Annotated in this window: 10 protein-coding genes and 3 pseudogenes; 3 read left to right on the top strand and 10 right to left on the bottom strand. The window is 71.4% G+C overall.

The genetic code is table 11. The features are described from left to right. Positions 1 to 53 precede the first annotated feature (53 nt). The 5 genes and pseudogenes from MF408_RS10900 to MF408_RS25310 form a co-directional block, all read right to left on the bottom strand. The gene (locus MF408_RS10900) at positions 54 to 3,884 is read right to left on the bottom strand and encodes a hypothetical protein (RefSeq protein WP_240251377.1); all 3,831 of its coding nucleotides are present in this window, start codon (positions 3,882 to 3,884) and stop codon (positions 54 to 56) included. A 130-nt stretch (positions 3,885 to 4,014) separates the two neighbouring features. Further along, a complete protein-coding gene (locus tag MF408_RS10895) occupies positions 4,015 to 5,184 on the bottom strand; it encodes a zinc-binding dehydrogenase (RefSeq protein WP_240251376.1) in 1,170 nt (389 codons plus the stop codon). Positions 5,185 to 5,717: 533 nt separating this feature from the next. Next, entirely contained in the window at positions 5,718 to 7,553 is a 1,836-nt protein-coding gene (locus MF408_RS10890; RefSeq protein WP_240251375.1) for a phosphoenolpyruvate carboxykinase (GTP), read from the bottom strand. Between the two features lie 399 nt (positions 7,554 to 7,952). After that, a complete protein-coding gene (locus MF408_RS10885; RefSeq protein ID WP_240251374.1) occupies positions 7,953 to 8,390 on the bottom strand; it encodes an aldehyde dehydrogenase family protein in 438 nt (145 codons plus the stop codon). 58 nt (positions 8,391 to 8,448) lie between these two features. Continuing rightward, positions 8,449 to 9,399 (bottom strand): annotated as a pseudogene (locus tag MF408_RS25310) (aldehyde dehydrogenase family protein); the annotation flags it as partial. A gap of 122 nt (positions 9,400 to 9,521) precedes the next feature. Between MF408_RS25310 and MF408_RS26860 the strand changes: the two are divergent. After that, positions 9,522 to 10,917, top strand: a pseudogene (locus MF408_RS26860) (aspartate aminotransferase family protein). Positions 10,918 to 11,049: 132 nt separating this feature from the next. On the opposite strand, the gene MF408_RS10855 reads toward MF408_RS26860, so the two are convergent. Genes MF408_RS10855 through MF408_RS10840 form a run of 4 tightly spaced genes read right to left on the bottom strand, consistent with a single transcriptional unit; the run spans position 11,050 to position 15,137 of the window. Continuing rightward, the gene (locus tag MF408_RS10855) at positions 11,050 to 11,856 is read right to left on the bottom strand and encodes an ABC transporter permease (protein ID WP_240251369.1); all 807 of its coding nucleotides are present in this window, start codon (positions 11,854 to 11,856) and stop codon (positions 11,050 to 11,052) included. After that, positions 11,856 to 12,797: an ABC transporter permease gene (locus tag MF408_RS10850; RefSeq protein WP_240251368.1), complete on the bottom strand. Its 942-nt coding sequence runs from the start codon at positions 12,795 to 12,797 to the stop codon at positions 11,856 to 11,858. Before MF408_RS10850 ends, MF408_RS10855 begins: the two co-directional genes overlap by 1 nt. Then, positions 12,797 to 13,957: an ABC transporter ATP-binding protein gene (locus MF408_RS10845; RefSeq protein ID WP_240251367.1), complete on the bottom strand. Its 1,161-nt coding sequence runs from the start codon at positions 13,955 to 13,957 to the stop codon at positions 12,797 to 12,799. Before MF408_RS10845 ends, MF408_RS10850 begins: the two co-directional genes overlap by 1 nt. Then, positions 13,941 to 15,137, bottom strand: coding sequence for a spermidine/putrescine ABC transporter substrate-binding protein (locus tag MF408_RS10840; protein ID WP_240251366.1), 1,197 nt, complete (start codon positions 15,135 to 15,137; stop codon positions 13,941 to 13,943). The genes MF408_RS10845 and MF408_RS10840 overlap by 17 nt, the downstream gene beginning before the upstream one ends. Positions 15,138 to 15,289: 152 nt before the next feature. Between MF408_RS10840 and MF408_RS10835 the strand changes: the two are divergent. Both MF408_RS10835 and MF408_RS10830 read left to right on the top strand, forming a co-directional pair. Beyond that, positions 15,290 to 15,361, top strand: a pseudogene (locus MF408_RS10835) (hypothetical protein); the annotation flags it as partial. A gap of 94 nt (positions 15,362 to 15,455) precedes the next feature. Next, entirely contained in the window at positions 15,456 to 15,758 is a 303-nt protein-coding gene (locus MF408_RS10830) for an Lrp/AsnC ligand binding domain-containing protein (protein WP_240251365.1), read from the top strand. Here MF408_RS10830 and MF408_RS10825 read toward each other — a convergent pair. Next, entirely contained in the window at positions 15,737 to 16,510 is a 774-nt protein-coding gene (locus MF408_RS10825; protein WP_240251364.1) for a hypothetical protein, read from the bottom strand. The genes MF408_RS10830 and MF408_RS10825 overlap by 22 nt on opposite strands. Positions 16,511 to 16,612: the final 102 nt, after the last annotated feature.

The following is a 16,612-nucleotide window of genomic DNA, read 5'->3' as shown; positions in this document are numbered from 1 at the left end:
GGTCCCGCGTCACGGCCCGTGTCCCCCGACGGGACGCCCGCGGGACCGGGAGCTCACCGGAGGACGCGCAGAGTGCCCCGCCACGTGCGGTTCCTGGTCGCCCCGTCGATCCTCAACACCTTCGGGCCGGGGCGGGTCCGTGGCGGGACCCGGAACGTGGACCGCGCCCGGCCGTCGGCCCGGGCGTGGCCGCGTGCCACGACCTTGCCGGCCAGCCGGACGACGTACCGCTCTCGCGGCAGCAGGCCGGCCACCCGCAGCCGTACCCGCTGACGCGGCTCGGCCGCCGCGCGGTTGCGCACCACCCGCAACCGCGCCGGTGGGGTCGCGACGCGCCACCGCACGGTCCGGGTCGCGACCACGCCGTCGACGGCGCGGACCCGCACGGTGAGCGTGTGCGGGCCGGGGGTACGCAGCAGCCGCTCCCGGCCGTCGTCGAGGCAGCGCCGGAACCGGCCGCCGTCGAGGGAGCAGGTCACGACGACGCCGGAGCCGGAGAACGGCGGCGTCACCCAGCCCAGGCCGCGCGAGGAGGGCAGGTCGTAGACCTCCAGGGTCGCGGTCGCGTACCTCCCGCCCCGCTTCGGCTGGGCGACGGCGAGCCCGGGCCGCACCAGGGCGAACATCGTCCGCGCCGTGTGCGGGGCGCCGACGGGCTCCCCGTCCGGGTCGAAGGCCTGAACCGTGACCTCGTAGGAGCCGTCGGTGACGTCTCGCGGCCAGGGGAACGGCGCCCCTTGCCGGCACACCTCGTCGAGGTAGGTCCGGCCGTCGATGACGCCCGTGACCCGGCAGCGCACCGTCCCCTCGAAGGGAGCCAGCGTGCCGGAGTCCGGATCGACCTCGGGGTTCGCCACCTCCACCCAGAGCGGCGGCAACGTGCGGTGCTGGACGATCTCGGTGGTGCTGCCCCGCACCAGTGCCCGCGGCTCGTCGTCGGCGCTGGCGACCACCTCGACCGACACCGTCTCCGCGGCGGTCAGCAGCCCGCGGCCCCGTGGCTCCTGCTCGAGCTGGAAGGTGAACCCGTAGGCCCCGATCTGCTCGGCCTGGGCGAACCCGGCGACGCCGACCTCCCAGGTGCCGTCGCCCCGCTCCCGCGTCTCCAGCCGGAGGCCGACCGGCAGCGCCTCGTCGGCGTCGGTGGGCTCGGGCCAGAACAGGGCGGGTACGCCGGCCGGTGGCGGCTCCGCGTCCGGAGCCGGCTGCACCTCGGCGATCGGGTAGAACCCGGGTCCGTCGTCGCCGATCGGCACGACGACCCGTTCGCGGACGTCGCGCAGCAGCGGCCGGTTCTCGCCGGTGACCGGGACCGTGCGGAAGGTGGTGGTGCCACGGCTGTCACTGATGGCTATCGACGCCCAGGGCAGGGTGACGGTGTCGGCGGGCAGCGCGAGCACCGGCACCCGGCTCCATGCCGGGTTCTGCGGATCGGTGTCGGGGCCGGTGAAGGCGCCGGTGTCGCACCCGGCCCCTGCCGGACGGCACTCGACGACGAAGCTCTCGGTGCGGCGGGCGCCCGAGTCGACCGAGCGCGCCCAGGTGACGTCGACGCGGAACTCGTCCTCGGCGGCCTCCGACCCGACGCGCAGGTCGAGGAACATCCGCCCGTCGTGCTGGGTGCCGTGCTCCAGGTGCGCCCAGATCACCTGGGGCGGCGGGCTGGTGATGTGGAACGGCACGACCGCGCTCAGGGTGACCGGGTCGCCGACGTCGTCGGTGCCTGTGTAGGCGACGGTGGCGCGGTAGTCGCCCGGCGCCACGGGCGTCGTCGTGAGCTCCTGCCCGGCCCCGGCTGCGACCTCCTCCCACTCGCCGTCAGGGGACAGGTGCTCCACCGTCCACCGGTAGGTGGCGTCGAAGGTCCGCAGCTGGACGGAGGGGTTGGCCCGCAGCTCCACCTCGTGGTGCGGGACCATCCGGCCGATCGCCGCCGGCAGCATGCTCAGCTGCGGCTGCGCCGGTGGGTTCGGCACCCTGGTGACCCGCATCGTGCTCCCGTTCGGGCGGCGGAACGCCCAGAGGTCGTCGTACCGCGTCGTCATGCCCTCGAGGAACTCCACGTCGTCGTCGACCAGGGGCGCCTCGGTCAGGCCGAAGACGTGCGCCAGTTGCCCGTCGCGCACCACCCGGACGGCGGACATCGTCCCCGGCCGGCCGTCGGGCGCCACGTAGTCGACGCTCAGCTGTCGCCGCGGCACGCTCCAGCTGCCGTCGGGACGCCGGCTGCGCACGACCAGCCAGTTGTCGTGCAGGTGCACCTGCCGCGCGACGACCCGGCGACCGGCGTGGTCCACGCTCTCCGGCGGGGCCTGCAGGTCGAGGGTCGCGACCTCGGTGCCGCCGGGAGCCGTGCGGAACAGGCCGTCGACACCGGGCCGGTACGCCGGCCCGTCGGGCACCGGGTCGGGCCGGTAGCCGTCCGGCCCGACGGTCGACCACCGCACCAGGTCGGCCTGGAGCCGCGCCCGGGCGCCGGCCTGCCGCGAGAACGGCTCGAGGAGACGCTTCTCGTCCAACCACCAGTAGCCCCTCAACCCGTCCGGCAGCGACGGCTCCTCCCGCGACTCGAAGTCGAGGCCGGCGTACAGCGGCTGCCAGGCGGCCATCTCGAACGGGTCGTCCTCGGCGAGGGCACGGTCGACGACCCGGGTGATCCGGCGGATGTTGTCCTGGTCGTCGGCGAGCTCGATCGCTCCCATCACCAGGTCGACGATCGACGACAGGACGCCGAACGCCGCCAGCGCGACCGACGCTCCGCGGGTGACGCCGACGACGCCCCGGAACGACTTCGCGTGCTGCTGGGCCTCGAACAGCTGGGTGGCGAGGTTCGAGATGTCGTCGCTGTCGACGGCGATCTCGAGGCTGGCCTTGAGGGCCCGGATCTCCGACGCCACGCCCGACGGGCCCGAGAAGGACCCGACGATCTTCTGCGCGAGCGACGTCCCCGCCGTCGACGTGGAGAGACCGACCGTCACTCCACCGGCGACCCCGGTGGCGGCCAGCAGGAGGTAGAGGCGGGTCGCCTCGCTGCTCACGGCGGCCGCGGACTCGCCCAGCGTCGCCGCGTCGATGCCGCCGAAGAGCTCATCGGCCTCGCGGAACGCCCCCCAGGTCTCGAAGGTCCTCAGCGGCGGGGTGTCGGTCAGGTAGGAGTAGACCAGCCACCGCGGGTCCCGGCAGTAGTTGCTGAGGCGGTAGTCGTTGGGCACCGGTTCGATCCCGGATCCGGGCGGCGGAGGGGGCGGCACGTAGCCGCACTTGTCGACGCGCCAGGCGTGGTACTCCCGCAGCACCCGCCGCGCCGCCTCCACCCGCTCGTGGTGGTACGCCGTGCGCACGGACTCGTAGACCAGCTCCTCCAGCTCCGTCATCGGCTGTCCGTAGAGCTTCCGGTCGAGGATCTCGATGATCCGGTCGGCCATGTAGGCGCGGATGGTGGGCGCGGCGTACGCCCGGATCGCCTGTCGGTCCGTGATGCCGTGCAGCCCGGCGACCAGGTCGACCGCCTCCTCCTCCAGGGCGTAGAGCCCCTCGGCGCCGGGCACGCCGTGGAAGGTGGCGTTGCGGACCTCGACCGGGTTCGCCGGGTCGCCCATCACGCCCGTGCACACGCGGGTGGTGCCGGGTGTCTCGGCGAGCGCCAGGCAGTGCGGTGGGATCGCCGGCGAGCCACCAGGGTTGTCGATCACGATCTCACCGGAGCCGTCGACGAGGACGCTCGCCTGCTGGCCGCCGACCACCCAGGGGTCGTCGGGCGTGACGATCAGGACCTCCCCCTCGGGTGGGACCGGGTCGTCTGCTGCTGCCGGCGGTGGGGTGAGGAGTGGGACGACGACCACCAGGGCCGTCGTCGCGATCGTGACCCGACCGGACGCGCGCATGACCATTCCTCCGAGCGACGGCGCCGGCCCCGAACCGGCGCGACCTCCGGCAGTCTCGACGGGCGCTCGGTGCGGTGACCAGCGATCTCGTGGCCGGTCCGTGCCATTGGCACGGACCGGCCAGGTGCGGCTACAGCTGCCCGGCCGCGCCGGTCAGGCTCGGGTCGACGAGGACCTTGGCGTGCTTCCCGGGGTCGGCGAGGTCGGCGAAGGCGCCGGCCACCCCGTCGAGGCCGACGGTGCCGGTGACGAGCGGCGCGACGTCGACCTTGCCCTTCGCGATCCACTGGAGCGTCTGGTGGAACTCCGAGGGGTCGTAGGCGAAGGCGAACCGGAGCTCGATTTCCTTGTTGATGGCGATCGAGGGGCGGAAGGAGTCGGTGCCCATGCAGACGCCGACGACGACGATCCGTGACAGCAGCGGGGCGGCGGTGACGATCTGCTCGATCATGCCGGGCACCCCGACGCACTCGAAGACGACCGGTCCGCGGGGCGTCGCGCCGGCCTTCTCGGCGGCGCGGAGCACGTGCCACCACGGCAGGCCGGGCACCGCCCGCAGCTTGTCCATCGCGTCGACGCCGACCTCGGCGAGCGCGACGGCCTCGGTGAGGTAGCGGCTCGACTCCGCGAACGACGACCACGGCGAACCGGCGGCGGGGTCGACGACCACGTCGGCCCCGCACCGCTCGGCCAGGGCGCGCCGGCCCGCGGAGTAGTCGCTCGCGACGACGTGCCGCACCCCGCTCGCCTTGAGCATCGCGACCACCGCCAGTCCGATCGGCCCGCAGCCGATCACGACCGCCGTGTCCCGGGCGCCGACCCGCCCCTTCCGCACCGCGTGCCAGGCCACGGCCATCGGCTCGGTCAGGGCGGCTGCCTCGACCGGTACGTCGTCGGGCACCGGCATCGTCATCGACTCGGTGACCAGCACCTGCTCGGCGTACCCGCCCGGCGCCTTCTCGCTCAACCCGGTCAGGTGCACCTGCCCCCCGGCGCGCAGCACCGGCAGCGACACCACGCGGGTGCCGACCGGCCACCGGCGGCGGGTGCCCGGCCCGTAGCCCGCGACGGTGCCGACGAACTCGTGCCCCATCACCACCGTGTGCGAGGACCGCATGAAGTCGTCGTAGCCCAGCTCGGCCGCGCCGTCCGCCGTCTCGTCGCTGTGGGTCCGCGCATGCAGGTCGGAACCGCAGATCCCGCACCGCTCGACGTCGAGCAGCACCTGCCCCTCCCCGGGCACCGGGTCCGGCACCTGCTCGACCCTCAGCTGGCCCTGGTGGCAGGTGACCGCGCGCATGGGGGGAGGGTACGGGGCGACGGGTTCTTCACCGAGGTTTGGTCCCAAACCGCAGGCTGCTGGTCGCTTCCCTTGCGGTTTGCGACCAAACCGCAACTCGAAGGCGGTCCTCTGCCCGCCCACCTGACGATTGGTCACGAACCGCGGCCTGATCGCCCCTCGGCTTGCGGTTTGGGACCAAACCGCAACTCGAAGGCCGACCTCCGCCGAACCACCCGACGATTGGTCACAAACCGCAGCCCGATCGCCCCACACCTTGCGGTTTGGGACCAAACCGCAACTCGAACACCGGCCCCCGCCCGACCACCCGACGATTGGTCACAAACCGCAGCCCGATCGCCCCACACCTTGCGGTTTGGGACCAAACCGCAACTCGAACACCGGCCCCCCGCCCGACCACCCGACGATTGGTCACAAACCGCAGCCCGACGACCCCTCAGCTTGCGGTTTGGGACCAAACCGCACCAGAACGACCGCGACGGCCCGCACCCCCAGGGGCGCGGGCCGTCGCAGGCAGCGGCTGAGGAGTGCGGTCAGCGCTCGTCGAGGGCCTTCTCGACCCGGCGGTGGGCCTCCCAGATCTCCTCGGGGAGGCGGTCGAACTGGGCGAGGTGCTTCTCGCGGTGGCCGATCTCCTCCTGCCAGCGCTCGACGTCGATCGTGAGCACCGTGTCGAGGTCGGCGAGGGCCTGCTCGTCGAGGCCGTCGAGGAGCAGCTCCTCCTTCTTCGGCAGCACGCCGACGGGGGTGCGGACGCCCTCGACCTCGCCGGTCTTGTACTGCATCAGCCACACCAGCGGGCGGAGGTTCTCGCGGTAGCCGGGCCACAGGAAGCGGTTGTCGTCGCCGCGCTGGAACCAGTTGACGTGGGCGAACACCGGCTTCTCGGTGACGGCGCCGATGACCTTGAGCCAGTGGGCGGCGTAGTCGCCCTCGGGGTAGGACATGAACGGCCGCATCGACATCGGGTCGTAGCGGAGCACGCCCTCGAGGCCGTCGGCGGCGGCGGTCGCCTCCGCACCGAGGGTGAGGCCGTCGTAGACGCCCTCGGCGACGTCGTCGATCGCGCGGATCAGCGGCTCACGGTCGCGGGTGCGGCCGCCGAAGATGATGCCGTGGATCTCGACGCCGGCCGGGTCCTCGAAGGCCTCCGCGACGTTGGGGACGTTGGCGAGCTGGGTGGTGAACCGGCTGTTGGGGTGCGCCCACGGAGCGTCCGCGTCCTCCGCGGACCGGTCGGCGATCCGCTCGCCCTTCCAGTCGAGCCAGCCGTCGAAGTCGGCGTCGGCCTCGGTCGGCTTGGGACCGCGGCCCTCCCACCAGACCTCCTGGGTCTTCTCGTTGTAGGCGACGTTGGTGAAGATCGCGCCGGTGCCCGGCGCGATCGAGTCGATCGCCGTCGGGTTGGTCTTCTCGTTGGTGTCCTTCGCGACGCCGAAGACGCCGTACTCCGGGTTCATCCCGTAGAGCTTGCCGTCGTCGCCGACCCACAGCCACGCGATGTCGTCGCCGTAGAACTCGACGTGGTAGCGGTCGCCCAGGGCGTCGGGGGCGAGCGTCATCGCGAGGTTGGTCTTGCCGGAGGCGGAGGGGAAGCCGCCGCAGATGTTGTACTTCTCGCCGGTCTGCTTGTCGGTGATGCCGAGCAGCATGAACTGCTCGACGAGGAAGCCGTTCTTCCACCCGTCGTAGGAGCCCTGGCGGAGGCCGTGGGCGATCTTGCCGAGCAGCGCGTTGCCGCCGTACGACGACCCGAAGTGCAGGATCGTGCGCTCGTCGGCGACCGTGACGAAGTAGCGCTTGTCGTCCGGGGTGCCCTGGCCGAGGTTCTCGAGGTCGCCGGTCACGTGCACGGCGCGGACGAACGAGTCGCCCACGTCGTTGATGCACTTCGGGTCGACCCGGGCCATCCGGATCATCTGCAGCACGACGTTGCGGTTGTCGGTCAGCTCCACGCCCGCGGCGAACCGCTCCAGCGGCGAGCCCTTCGGCGACATCAGGTAGGGGATGACGTACATCGTCTTGCCCGCCGAGGCGCCGGTCATCAGGTCGATGAGCAGCGGCTTCATCTCCGAGGCCGGCTTCCAGTTGTTGTAGACGCCCGCGTCGGCCTCGTCGCTGGTCGCGACGATCGTGCGCTCCTCGGCGCGGGCGGTGTCCTTGTGATAGCTGCGCGAGTAGTACCGGCCCTCGCCCGCCGGCAGCAGCTCCCCGGCGTCGAGCGCCTCCTGGACCAGCCGCGCGTCGTCAGCGGCGGAGACGACCTCGATCCGCTCGGCGCCGGTGATCCCGGCCCAGTGCTCGACGTACTCCCGCACGTGCGGGTTGGTGAGTCCTGCGTCGTCGAGAACCCGCTCCACATCCACCATTGCCTGCCAGCCTTTCGGTCAAATATGGGTGCGGGCACGCTACCTCACGGTCGGCGGCCCCCGGCCCCACAGCATTTCTGCGAATTCCTGCCCATTCACGGACGCCGTCGTCCAGCACGGAAGGTCACCATGGCACCCCCTCGGGGGGCGCTCCACACCCAGGTGCCCGGATGTGGGCGATGCCACACGGGACCGCGAATTGGATCGTTCGAAGCGGTCCGACTTAGGTCCGCAGGAGGCGGAACTGCTGCCTTTTCCCGCGCACTTTCGGGGAATTCGCGACGAGCCCGTGCCGAGACGGCGACAAAGCGGCGTCGCCGGTGCCGAGCCCTCCCGGCCCGGCACCGGCGCTCTCCCCACTCCCCCCAGCAGTCCTCAGCAGCCCTCGAGAGCTCCGACTCAGTCGCCGAAGTAGGACATCACGTGCTTGACCCGGGTGTAGTCCTCGAGGCTGTACGCCGACAGGTCCTTGCCGTAGCCGGAGTGCTTGAAGCCGCCGTGCGGCATCTCCGACACGAACGGGATGTGGGTGTTGATCCACACCACGCCGAAGTCGAGCTTGCGGCTCATCCGCAGGGCACGCCCGTGGTCCTTGGTCCACACCGAGGAGGAGAGGCCGTACTGCACGCCGTTGGCCCAGCGCAGTGCCTCGGCCTCGTCGGTGAACCGCTGCACGGTGATCACCGGGCCGAAGATCTCGGTCTGGATCTGCTCGTCGTCCTGCTGCAGGCCGGACAGGACGGTCGGCTCGTAGAAGTAGCCGGCGTCGCCGCCGTCGACCGCCGCCGTGCTGCCGCCGGCCTCCACGTTGGCGTGGTCGGGGAGCCGGTCGACCATGCCCCTTGACCCGGGCCAGCTGGTCGGCGTTGTTGAGAGCGCCGTAGAGGATGTCCTCGTCGTCGGGCATGCCGGTGCGGGTGCCGCGGGCCTGCTCGGCGATGGCGGCGACGAAGTCGTCGTACACCCCGGGCCCCGCGAGCACGCGGGTGGCGGCGGTGCAGTCCTGGCCGGCGTTGAAGTAGCCGGCGGTCGCGATCGCCTCGGCGGCCTTGGCGACGTCGGCGTCGTCGAAGACGACGACCGGGGCCTTGCCCCCGAGCTCGAGGTGCACGCGCTTCAGGTCCGTGGCGGCGGACCCTGCCACCTCCATGCCGGCCCGCACCGACCCGGTGATCGACACCATCTGCGGCGTCGGGTGCGCCACCAGGGCGCGCCCGGTGTCGCGGTCGCCGCAGACGACGTTGAGGACGCCGGGCGGCAGGAACTCCTGGCAGATCTCCGCGAGCAGGGTCGAGGAGGCGGGCGTGGTGTCGCTCGGCTTCAGCACGACGGTGTTGCCGGCCGCCAGCGCAGGAGCGATCTTCCAGACCATCATCATCAGCGGGTAGTTCCACGGGGTGACCTGGCCGATGACACCGACCGGCTCGCGGCGGATCCAGCTGGTGTGGTCGGGGAGGTACTCCCCGGCCGACTTGCCCTCCAGCAGCCGGGCCGCGCCGGCGAAGAAGCGGAAGTGGTCGGAGCTGGGCGGCAGCTCCTCCTCCATGGTCAGCCCGAACGGCTTGCCGGTGTCGCGCACCTCGACCCGGCCGATCTCCTCGGCGCGCACGTCGATCGCGTCGGCGATCCGGAGCAGTGCGGTCGCCCGGTCCTTGGGCGTCGCCTCGGCCCACCCCTCGAAGGCGGCGTCGGCGGCGGCGTAGGCCCGGTCGACGTCCTCCTGCTCCGACATCGGGGCCTGCGCGTAGACCTCCCCGGTGGCGGGGTCGACGACGTCGTAGGTCCGGCCGCTGGCGGCCGGCACGAGCTCGCCGTTGATCACGTTGTGGAAAGTCTGGTCAGCCATGGCGTGACTTTAGCCACGATCCGACGAAATCAGGAGGGGCAAATCACACGAACCCACGAATCCGTGGCGAGATGGCGCTCGGACGACGGATTCACTTGCGTCAGGGCGTCGGATCGCCGACGATGGACAGCATGCACGACGACGCCCGGCTGCAGCAGTCCGCCAAGGACCACCTCTGGATGCACTTCACCCGCCACGGCCACTACGCCGACCACGACGTGCCGGTCATCGTGCGGGGCGAGGGCGCCTACCTCTACGACAGCCACGGGCGCCGCTACCTCGACGGTCTCGCCGGGCTGTTCGTCTCCCAGCTCGGCCACGGCCGCACCGACCTCGCCGAGGCCGCGGCGGCGCAGGCGTCGACGCTGGCGTTCATGCCGCTGTGGTCCTACGCCCACCCGGCCGCGATCGAGCTGGCGGAGAAGGTGGCGTCGTACGCCCCTGGCGACCTCGACCGCGTGTTCTTCACCAACAGCGGCAGCGAGGCCGTGGAGACGGCGTGGAAGCTGGCCAAGAACTACTTCAAGCTCGTCGGCAAGCCGCTCAAGCACAAGGTCATCAGCCGGGCCATCGCCTACCACGGCACCACCCAGGGCGCCCTGTCGATCACCAGCCTGCCCGGGCTCAAGCAGCAGTTCGAGCCGCTGGTGCCGTCGACCTTCCGGGTGCCCAACACCAACCTCTACCGGGCGCCCGAGCACCTGGCGGGGCCGGACGGCGTCGTGGCGCCCGAGGTGTTCGGGCGGTGGGCGGCCGACCAGGTGGAGGTCGCGATCCTCAACGAGGGTCCCGACACCGTCGCCGCCGTGTTCCTCGAGCCGGTGCAGAACGCCGGCGGCTGCTTCCCCGCCCCCGCCGGGCTACTTCGAGCGGGTGCGCGAGATCTGCGACGAGTACGACGTCCTGCTCGTCTCCGACGAGGTGATCTGCGCGTTCGGCCGGCTGGGCACGATGTTCGGCGCCGACCGCTACGGCTACCAGCCCGACATCATCACCTGCGCCAAGGGCATCACCTCCGGCTACGCCCCGCTCGGCGCGATGATCGCCTCCGCCCGGCTGTTCGAGCCGTTCGGCTCCGGCGACGGGATGTTCGCGCACGGCTACACGTTCGGCGGCCACCCGGTCTCGACGGCGGTCGGCCTGCGCAACCTCCAGGTCTTCGAGGAGGAGGGCGTGCTCGACAACGTGCAGTCCAACGCCCCCGGCTTCCGGGCCACCCTCGAGCGCCTCCGCGACCTGCCGATCGTCGGCGACGTCCGCGGCGAGGGCTACTTCTACGGGATCGAGCTGGTCAAGGACAAGGCGACCAAGGAGACCTTCACCGCGGAGGAGTCGGAGCGGATCCTCTACGGCTTCGTCTCCAAGGCGCTCTTCGACGAGGGCCTCTACTGCCGCGCCGACGACCGCGGCGACCCGGTCATCCAGCTCTCCCCGCCCCTGATCTGCACCCAGGAGCACTTCGACGAGATGGAGCAGATCCTGCGCAGCGTGCTCGACAAGGCCTACGCGCTGATCTGACGCGCGGGGCCGGCCGCGGGCGAGAGATGTAACTCAGTGTTCGGTGCACTACCTGGGGTGCTGTGGCCGGTCACAGCACCGAGGTGGCGTTACGAACACTGAGTTACACCACCTCAGCGGCCCGGAGCCCCGCTACTTCGTCAGCGCGGCGGCCCGCCGCCGGTTGTTGGCCTCGCCGACCACCACGACGACGAGGGCGACGACGAGCATCAGCGTGCCGACGACGTTGACCTGCATCGGTACGCCGACGCGCGCCTGGCCCCAGACGTACATGGGGAAGGTGGTCTCGCTGCCGGAGTTGAGGTTGGTGATGATGAAGTCGTCGAAGGAGAGGGCGAAGCTCAGCAGGGCGGCGCCGAAGATGCCGGGCAGCACGAGCGGGAAGGTCACCCGCCAGAACGTCTGGGCGGGCGTCGCGTAGAGGTCCTGCGCGGCCTGCTCGAGGGTGTCGTTCATGCCGGCGAGCCGGGCACGCACGGTCACCACGACGAACGACAGGCAGAACATCACGTGGGCGATGAAGATCGTCCAGAACCCCAGCTGTCCCGCGAACCCGGCCTGCACGAACAGCGCGAGCAGCGACGAGCCGAGGACGATCTCGGGCGCGGCCATCGGCAGGAAGATCAGCAGGTTCGACGACGACCGGCCCGGGAAGTCCCACCGGACCAGCGCGAACGCGGCGAGGGTCCCGATCGCAGTGGCGACGACCGTGGCGAGCAGGCCGATCCGCACGCTCAGCCACAGCGACTCGCACATGCCCTCGGTCTCGGGGCCGCACATGTTGATCCAGTTGTCGAGGGTGAACCCGTCGAACCGGTAGACGTTGCGGGTCGCCGGGTCGTTGAAGCTCATGAGCACGACGACCGCGATGGGCACGAACGTGTAGAGCAGCACCAGCATCCCGAGGATGAGCACCAGGTGCTCGCGCAGCCACCGCATCACAGCAGCTCCTCCGTCCCGGCGCGGCGCACGTAGACCAGCACCATCCCGACGATCACCACCATCAGCGTCATCGACAGCGCGCCGGCGACGTAGGGCTGGTTGGCGTCGGTGAACTGCGCCTCGATCACCGACCCGACCACGCGGGTGTTGGTGTTGCCGAGCAGCTGGGCGTTGATGTAGTCACCGGCGGCGGGGATGAACGTCAGCAGCGTCCCCGACACGACGCCCGGCAGCGAGAGCGGCCAGGTCACCTTGAAGAACCCGACCACCGGGTTGGAGTAGAGGTCGCTCGACGCCTCGATCAGCCGGTGGTCGATCTTGTCGAGGCTGGCGAACAGCGGCAGCACCATGAACGGCAGGAAGTTGTAGGCGAGCCCGGTGACGACGGCGACGTCGGTGGCGAGCAACCGTCCGTCGTCGTCGAGCAGCTGCAGGAACCGCAGCACGTCGACCACCCAGCCGTCGTCGGCGAGGATCAGCTGCCACGACAGCGTGCGGACCAGGAAGCTGGTGAAGAACGGGGCGATCACCAGCACCAGGACCAGGGTCTTCCACCGGCCGGTCTTGAACGCGATGGCGTAGGCGAGCACGTAGCCGAGCACCAGGCAGATCACCGTCGCGATGCCGCCGTAGGCGATCGACCGGACGAACGGCTGCCAGTAGTCCTGCCACGCGTCGACGTAGTTGCCGAACGCGTAGGCCATCCGCCAACCGTCCTCGTCGGACCCGCTCGGGTCGTAGAGGCTGGCAGCGATCAGCGAGTAGAACGGGATGACGAAGAACAGGGCGAGCCAGAGCACCGCCGGGGCCATCAGCAGGTACGCCGTGCGGCCGCGCCGCCGCCCGCTCGCGGCGACGTCGACGAGCGCGTCCGGCTCCCCCGGTGCGCCCGGGTCGCCGGGGTCGACGACGGGGACGGTGCCCGCGGTCGACGTCATCAGCCGTCCTCCTGCGCGCCCGCCCGCACGTCCTGGGAGTGGTCGAGGAGGAAGGCGTACTCCGGTCGCCACGACAGCTCGACCGGGTCGCCGTGCCGGAAGATCTTGTCGCGGCCGGTGTTCTGGGCGAACACCATCAGCTCCTGGCCCCACGGCATCCGCACCAGGTACTGGGTGCTGACCCCGACGAAGCTGACGTCGGACACCACGCCGCCGGGGATGGTGTTGCCGGGCGCGTCGAGCTTGCTGCCGGCGTCGCCGATGAGGACCTTCTCGGGCCGGATGCCGACCCAGCCCTGCTGGCCGTCGGTGTGCGCCCGGCCGACCGGCACCGAGACCCCGATCCCGTGCATGTCGACGGTGACCTCGTCGGCGGAGCGGCCGGTGACGCGGCCCTCGATCAGGTTCGACTGGCCGAGGAAGTTGGCGACGAAGGTGCTGCGCGGGTTCTCGTAGAGCTCGGCCGGCGACCCCATCTGCTCGATCAGGCCGCCGTTCATCACCGCGACCGTGTCGGCCATGGTCATGGCCTCCTCCTGGTCGTGGGTGACGTGGACGAAGGTGAGCCCGACGTCCATCTGGATGCGCTTGAGCTCGATCTGCATCGAGCGCCGCAGCTTGAGGTCGAGGGCGCCGAGCGGCTCGTCGAGGAGCAGCACCTCCGGCTCGTTGATGAGGGCGCGGGCGAGCGCGACCCGCTGCTGCTGGCCGCCGGAGAGCTGGGCGGGCTTCTTGCGGGCCTGGGCGTCGAGCTCGACCAGCGCGAGCATCTCGGCGACCTTCTTGTCCACCCCGTCGACCTTGCGCCGACGGAGGCCGAAGGCGACGTTCTCGAAGATGTCGAGGTGCGGGAACAGCGCGTAGTTCTGGAACACCGTGTTGACCGGTCGCCGGTAGGGCTTGGCGCCGGTGATGTCCTTGCCCGCCAGCTCGATCGTGCCGGAGGTAGGGGCGTCGAGCCCCGCCACCATCCGCAGCGTCGTGGTCTTGCCGCAGCCCGAGGGCCCCAGCAGCGCGAAGAACGACCCGCGCGGCACGTCGAGGTCGATCCCGCGCACGGCCGTGAACGACGCGAACCGCTTGGTCAGCGCCCGCAGCCGCAGGCCGTCGTACGCCGTGCCGTCGGCGGCCTCGACGCCGGCCTCAACCCGCAGTGACATCCGCCCACTCCCCCTCGTATCGCTGCTGCTGCTCGTCGCTGAGCGCCATGAAGTCCCAGGTGTTGGCGAGCATGTCGTCGTCCGGGAAGATCAGCGGGTTGTCGACGAGGCTCGGGTCGATCGCCTCCATCTCCTCACGCGCGCCCTGGACCGGACAGATGAAGTTGACCCACGCGGCGAGCTTCGCCGCGATGTCGGGCCGGTAGTAGAAGTCGATCCAGGCCTCCGCGTTGGCCTGGTGGGTCGCCTGGTTGGGCACCATCATGTTGTCGCTCCAGAGGGCGAGGCCCTCCTCCGGGGCGACGAACTTGAGGTCGGGGTTCTCGAACTGGGCCTGGATGACGTCGCCCGACCACGCCTCGCACGCGACGATGCTGCCCTGGGAGAGCTGCTGGAGGTAGTTGTTGCCGGCGAACTGCCGCAGCTGCCCGTCGGCGACCACCTGGCGCAGCCGGTCCATGGCGTTGGCCCAGTCGTCGTCGTCGAACTCCTCCGGGTCGGCGCCGACGACCTTGAGCATGAACCCCATGGTGTCGGCCATCTCGGAGAGGAGGGTGATCCGGCCCTTGAGGTCGGAGCGGGTGAGCAGCTCCTCGAAGCTGCCGACCTCGCCGACCTCGGCGGCGTTGTAGGCGATGCCGGTCAGGCCGCTCTGCCACGGCGCGTGGTAGTCGAGCTCGGGGTCCCAGTTGACCCCGCGCAGCGCCGGGATCAGGTTGGCGTGGAGGTTGGGCACGTTGGCGCGGTCGAGCGGCTGGATCCAGCCGAGGTTGATCATCCGCGCCGCCATCCAGTCGGTGAGGATGATCATGTCGCGGTCGATCGGCTCGCAGGCGCCGAGCTGGTTGCGGACCTTCGCGTAGAACTCCGCGTTGTCGTTGACGTCGACGTTGTAGGTGACCGAGATGCCGGTCTCGTCCTGGAACCGGGACATCGTGCTGTCCTCGGCCCGCCGGGGGTCGATGTAGCCGGTCCAGTTGGAGATGATCAGCTCGCGCTGGCTCTCCGAGACGTCGGGCGCGACGCACTCGGCGGCCTCCACGGCGACGCCGTCGATGGAGAAGAACGGCAGCTTCAACGCGGCCGCGCTGAGACCCGCGAACGCCACCGCCCCGCCACCTCGCAGCAGGCCGCGGCGCGAGAGCGTCGAGCGGCGGGCCGGCTGGTGCGGCTGGATCACGGGCGTCCCCTCTCACCTCCGTGGCACTCGGATCCTGCCACCGGACCCGGATCGCTGACAAGCGATCCGGTTGGACCGAAACACAAGCGCAACGGAATCCGCAGTCCGGCGCGTCGTTGAGCACGGAAGCAGGATCGTGGGAGCATCCGTGCATGCCGCCGCCGTCCGCCCGCCCGCCCCTCGACGAGGTCTCCAAGGCGATCATCGAGCAGCTGCAGGAGGACGGCCGGCGCTCCTACGCCGCGATCGGCAAGGTCGTGGGGGCTCTCCGAGGCCGCCGTCCGGCAGCGGGTGCAGCGGCTCGTCGACGCGGGTGTCATGCAGATCGTCGCGGTGACCGACCCGCTCGAGCTGGGGTTCGCTCGGGAGGCGATGGTCGGCATCCGGGTGACCGGGCCGGTCCTGGAGGTCGCCGAGGCGCTCGCCGCGCTGCAGGAGGTCACCTACCTGGTCGTCACCGCGGGCACCTTCGACATCCTCGCGGAGGTCGTCGCGGAGTCCGACGAGGAGCTGCTGTCGGTCGTCTCCGAGCGGATCCGAGGGGTCCCCGGCGTCGTCTCCACCGAGACGTTCGTCTACCTGAGCCTGCGCAAGCAGGTCTACTCGTGGGGCGTGCGCTGACCGGCTGACAGCAGGTCGCGGGCCCGGCGGAGCCGCCGGAAGTACGTCGCCCTGCTGGTGTACGTCGCCCGCATCACCCCCTCGTGGGTCGCGCCCGGCGCGACGTACCTCCGGGTGACGAGGTCGAGGAGCGCGGGCTCGTCGGCGAGCAGCCGCTCGACCGACTCCCTCACCCAGGAGCGCACCCGCTCGGCCGCACGGCGCGGCGCGACGTCGGGCGGGGCGACCGCGAGGGCGGCCAGGACCGTGTCGTCGTGGAACCCCTCGAGGGCCGCGAGCAGCGCCTCGCCCGGGCCGGGCCCCTCGTGCGGCGGGTGGCCGTGCTCGGTCCGGACCGCGTCGTGCAGCAGCCCGGCCAGCCCCCCGGGGCCGGCGTCGGCGACCCACACCGCGACCGGGACGCCGCGCGCGGTGCGCCGCAGCGACGCCACCTCCCGGTAGCCGTAGGCGGCCAGCACGGCCTGCTCCGACCCGCTCCCGTCGAGGTCGACGACCAGGTCCACCCGCGGGTTGGACACGCCGCACCGCTGCAGTGCCGCCGCGTTCCGCACCCGGACGACGTCCGGCTCGGGCTCGCCGGGCGCCAGCACCAGCTGGAACGGCGTCAGCACGGCCCGGTCGGCGAGGTCGTGCTCCCTGGCGTGGGCGACGACCGGCGCCACCAGCCGGCGGCACGCCGCGTCCAGGGTCGCGGCACGACCGAGGGGCAGCGCGGCCACAACGGCCACCGGCGCGCCGTGCGCCCGGCGCACGACGTGCACGAAGCCGGTCGGCAGCCACGGCTCGACCAGCTCCCAGACACCGGGCCGGAGGTCGGCCAGCCGCGCCCGGACCTCCGGGGGCGTCCTCCGGCC

Origin of the sequence: Nocardioides sp. TF02-7 (assembly GCF_022437945.1) — a bacterium.
Classification (GTDB): Bacteria; Actinomycetota; Actinomycetes; order Propionibacteriales; family Nocardioidaceae; genus Nocardioides.
The sequence above is the reverse complement of the archived record's forward strand: the minus strand, read 5'-3'. Positions and strand labels throughout refer to the sequence as shown.

Excerpts from the sequence above, each read along its gene's own strand:
- MF408_RS10900 (WP_240251377.1), bottom strand. The coding sequence starts at position 3,884 with ATGCGCGCGTCCGGTCGGGTCACGATCGCGACGACGGCCCTGGTGGTC.
- MF408_RS10895 (WP_240251376.1), bottom strand. The coding sequence starts at position 5,184 with ATGCGCGCGGTCACCTGCCACCAGGGCCAGCTGAGGGTCGAGCAGGTG.
- MF408_RS10890 (WP_240251375.1), bottom strand. The coding sequence starts at position 7,553 with ATGGTGGATGTGGAGCGGGTTCTCGACGACGCAGGACTCACCAACCCG.
- MF408_RS10885 (WP_240251374.1), bottom strand. The coding sequence starts at position 8,390 with ATGGTCGACCGGCTCCCCGACCACGCCAACGTGGAGGCCGGCGGCAGC.
- MF408_RS10855 (WP_240251369.1), bottom strand. The coding sequence starts at position 11,856 with ATGCGGTGGCTGCGCGAGCACCTGGTGCTCATCCTCGGGATGCTGGTG.
- MF408_RS10850 (WP_240251368.1), bottom strand. The coding sequence starts at position 12,797 with ATGACGTCGACCGCGGGCACCGTCCCCGTCGTCGACCCCGGCGACCCG.
- MF408_RS10845 (WP_240251367.1), bottom strand. The coding sequence starts at position 13,957 with ATGTCACTGCGGGTTGAGGCCGGCGTCGAGGCCGCCGACGGCACGGCG.
- MF408_RS10830 (WP_240251365.1), top strand. The coding sequence starts at position 15,456 with ATGCAGATCGTCGCGGTGACCGACCCGCTCGAGCTGGGGTTCGCTCGG.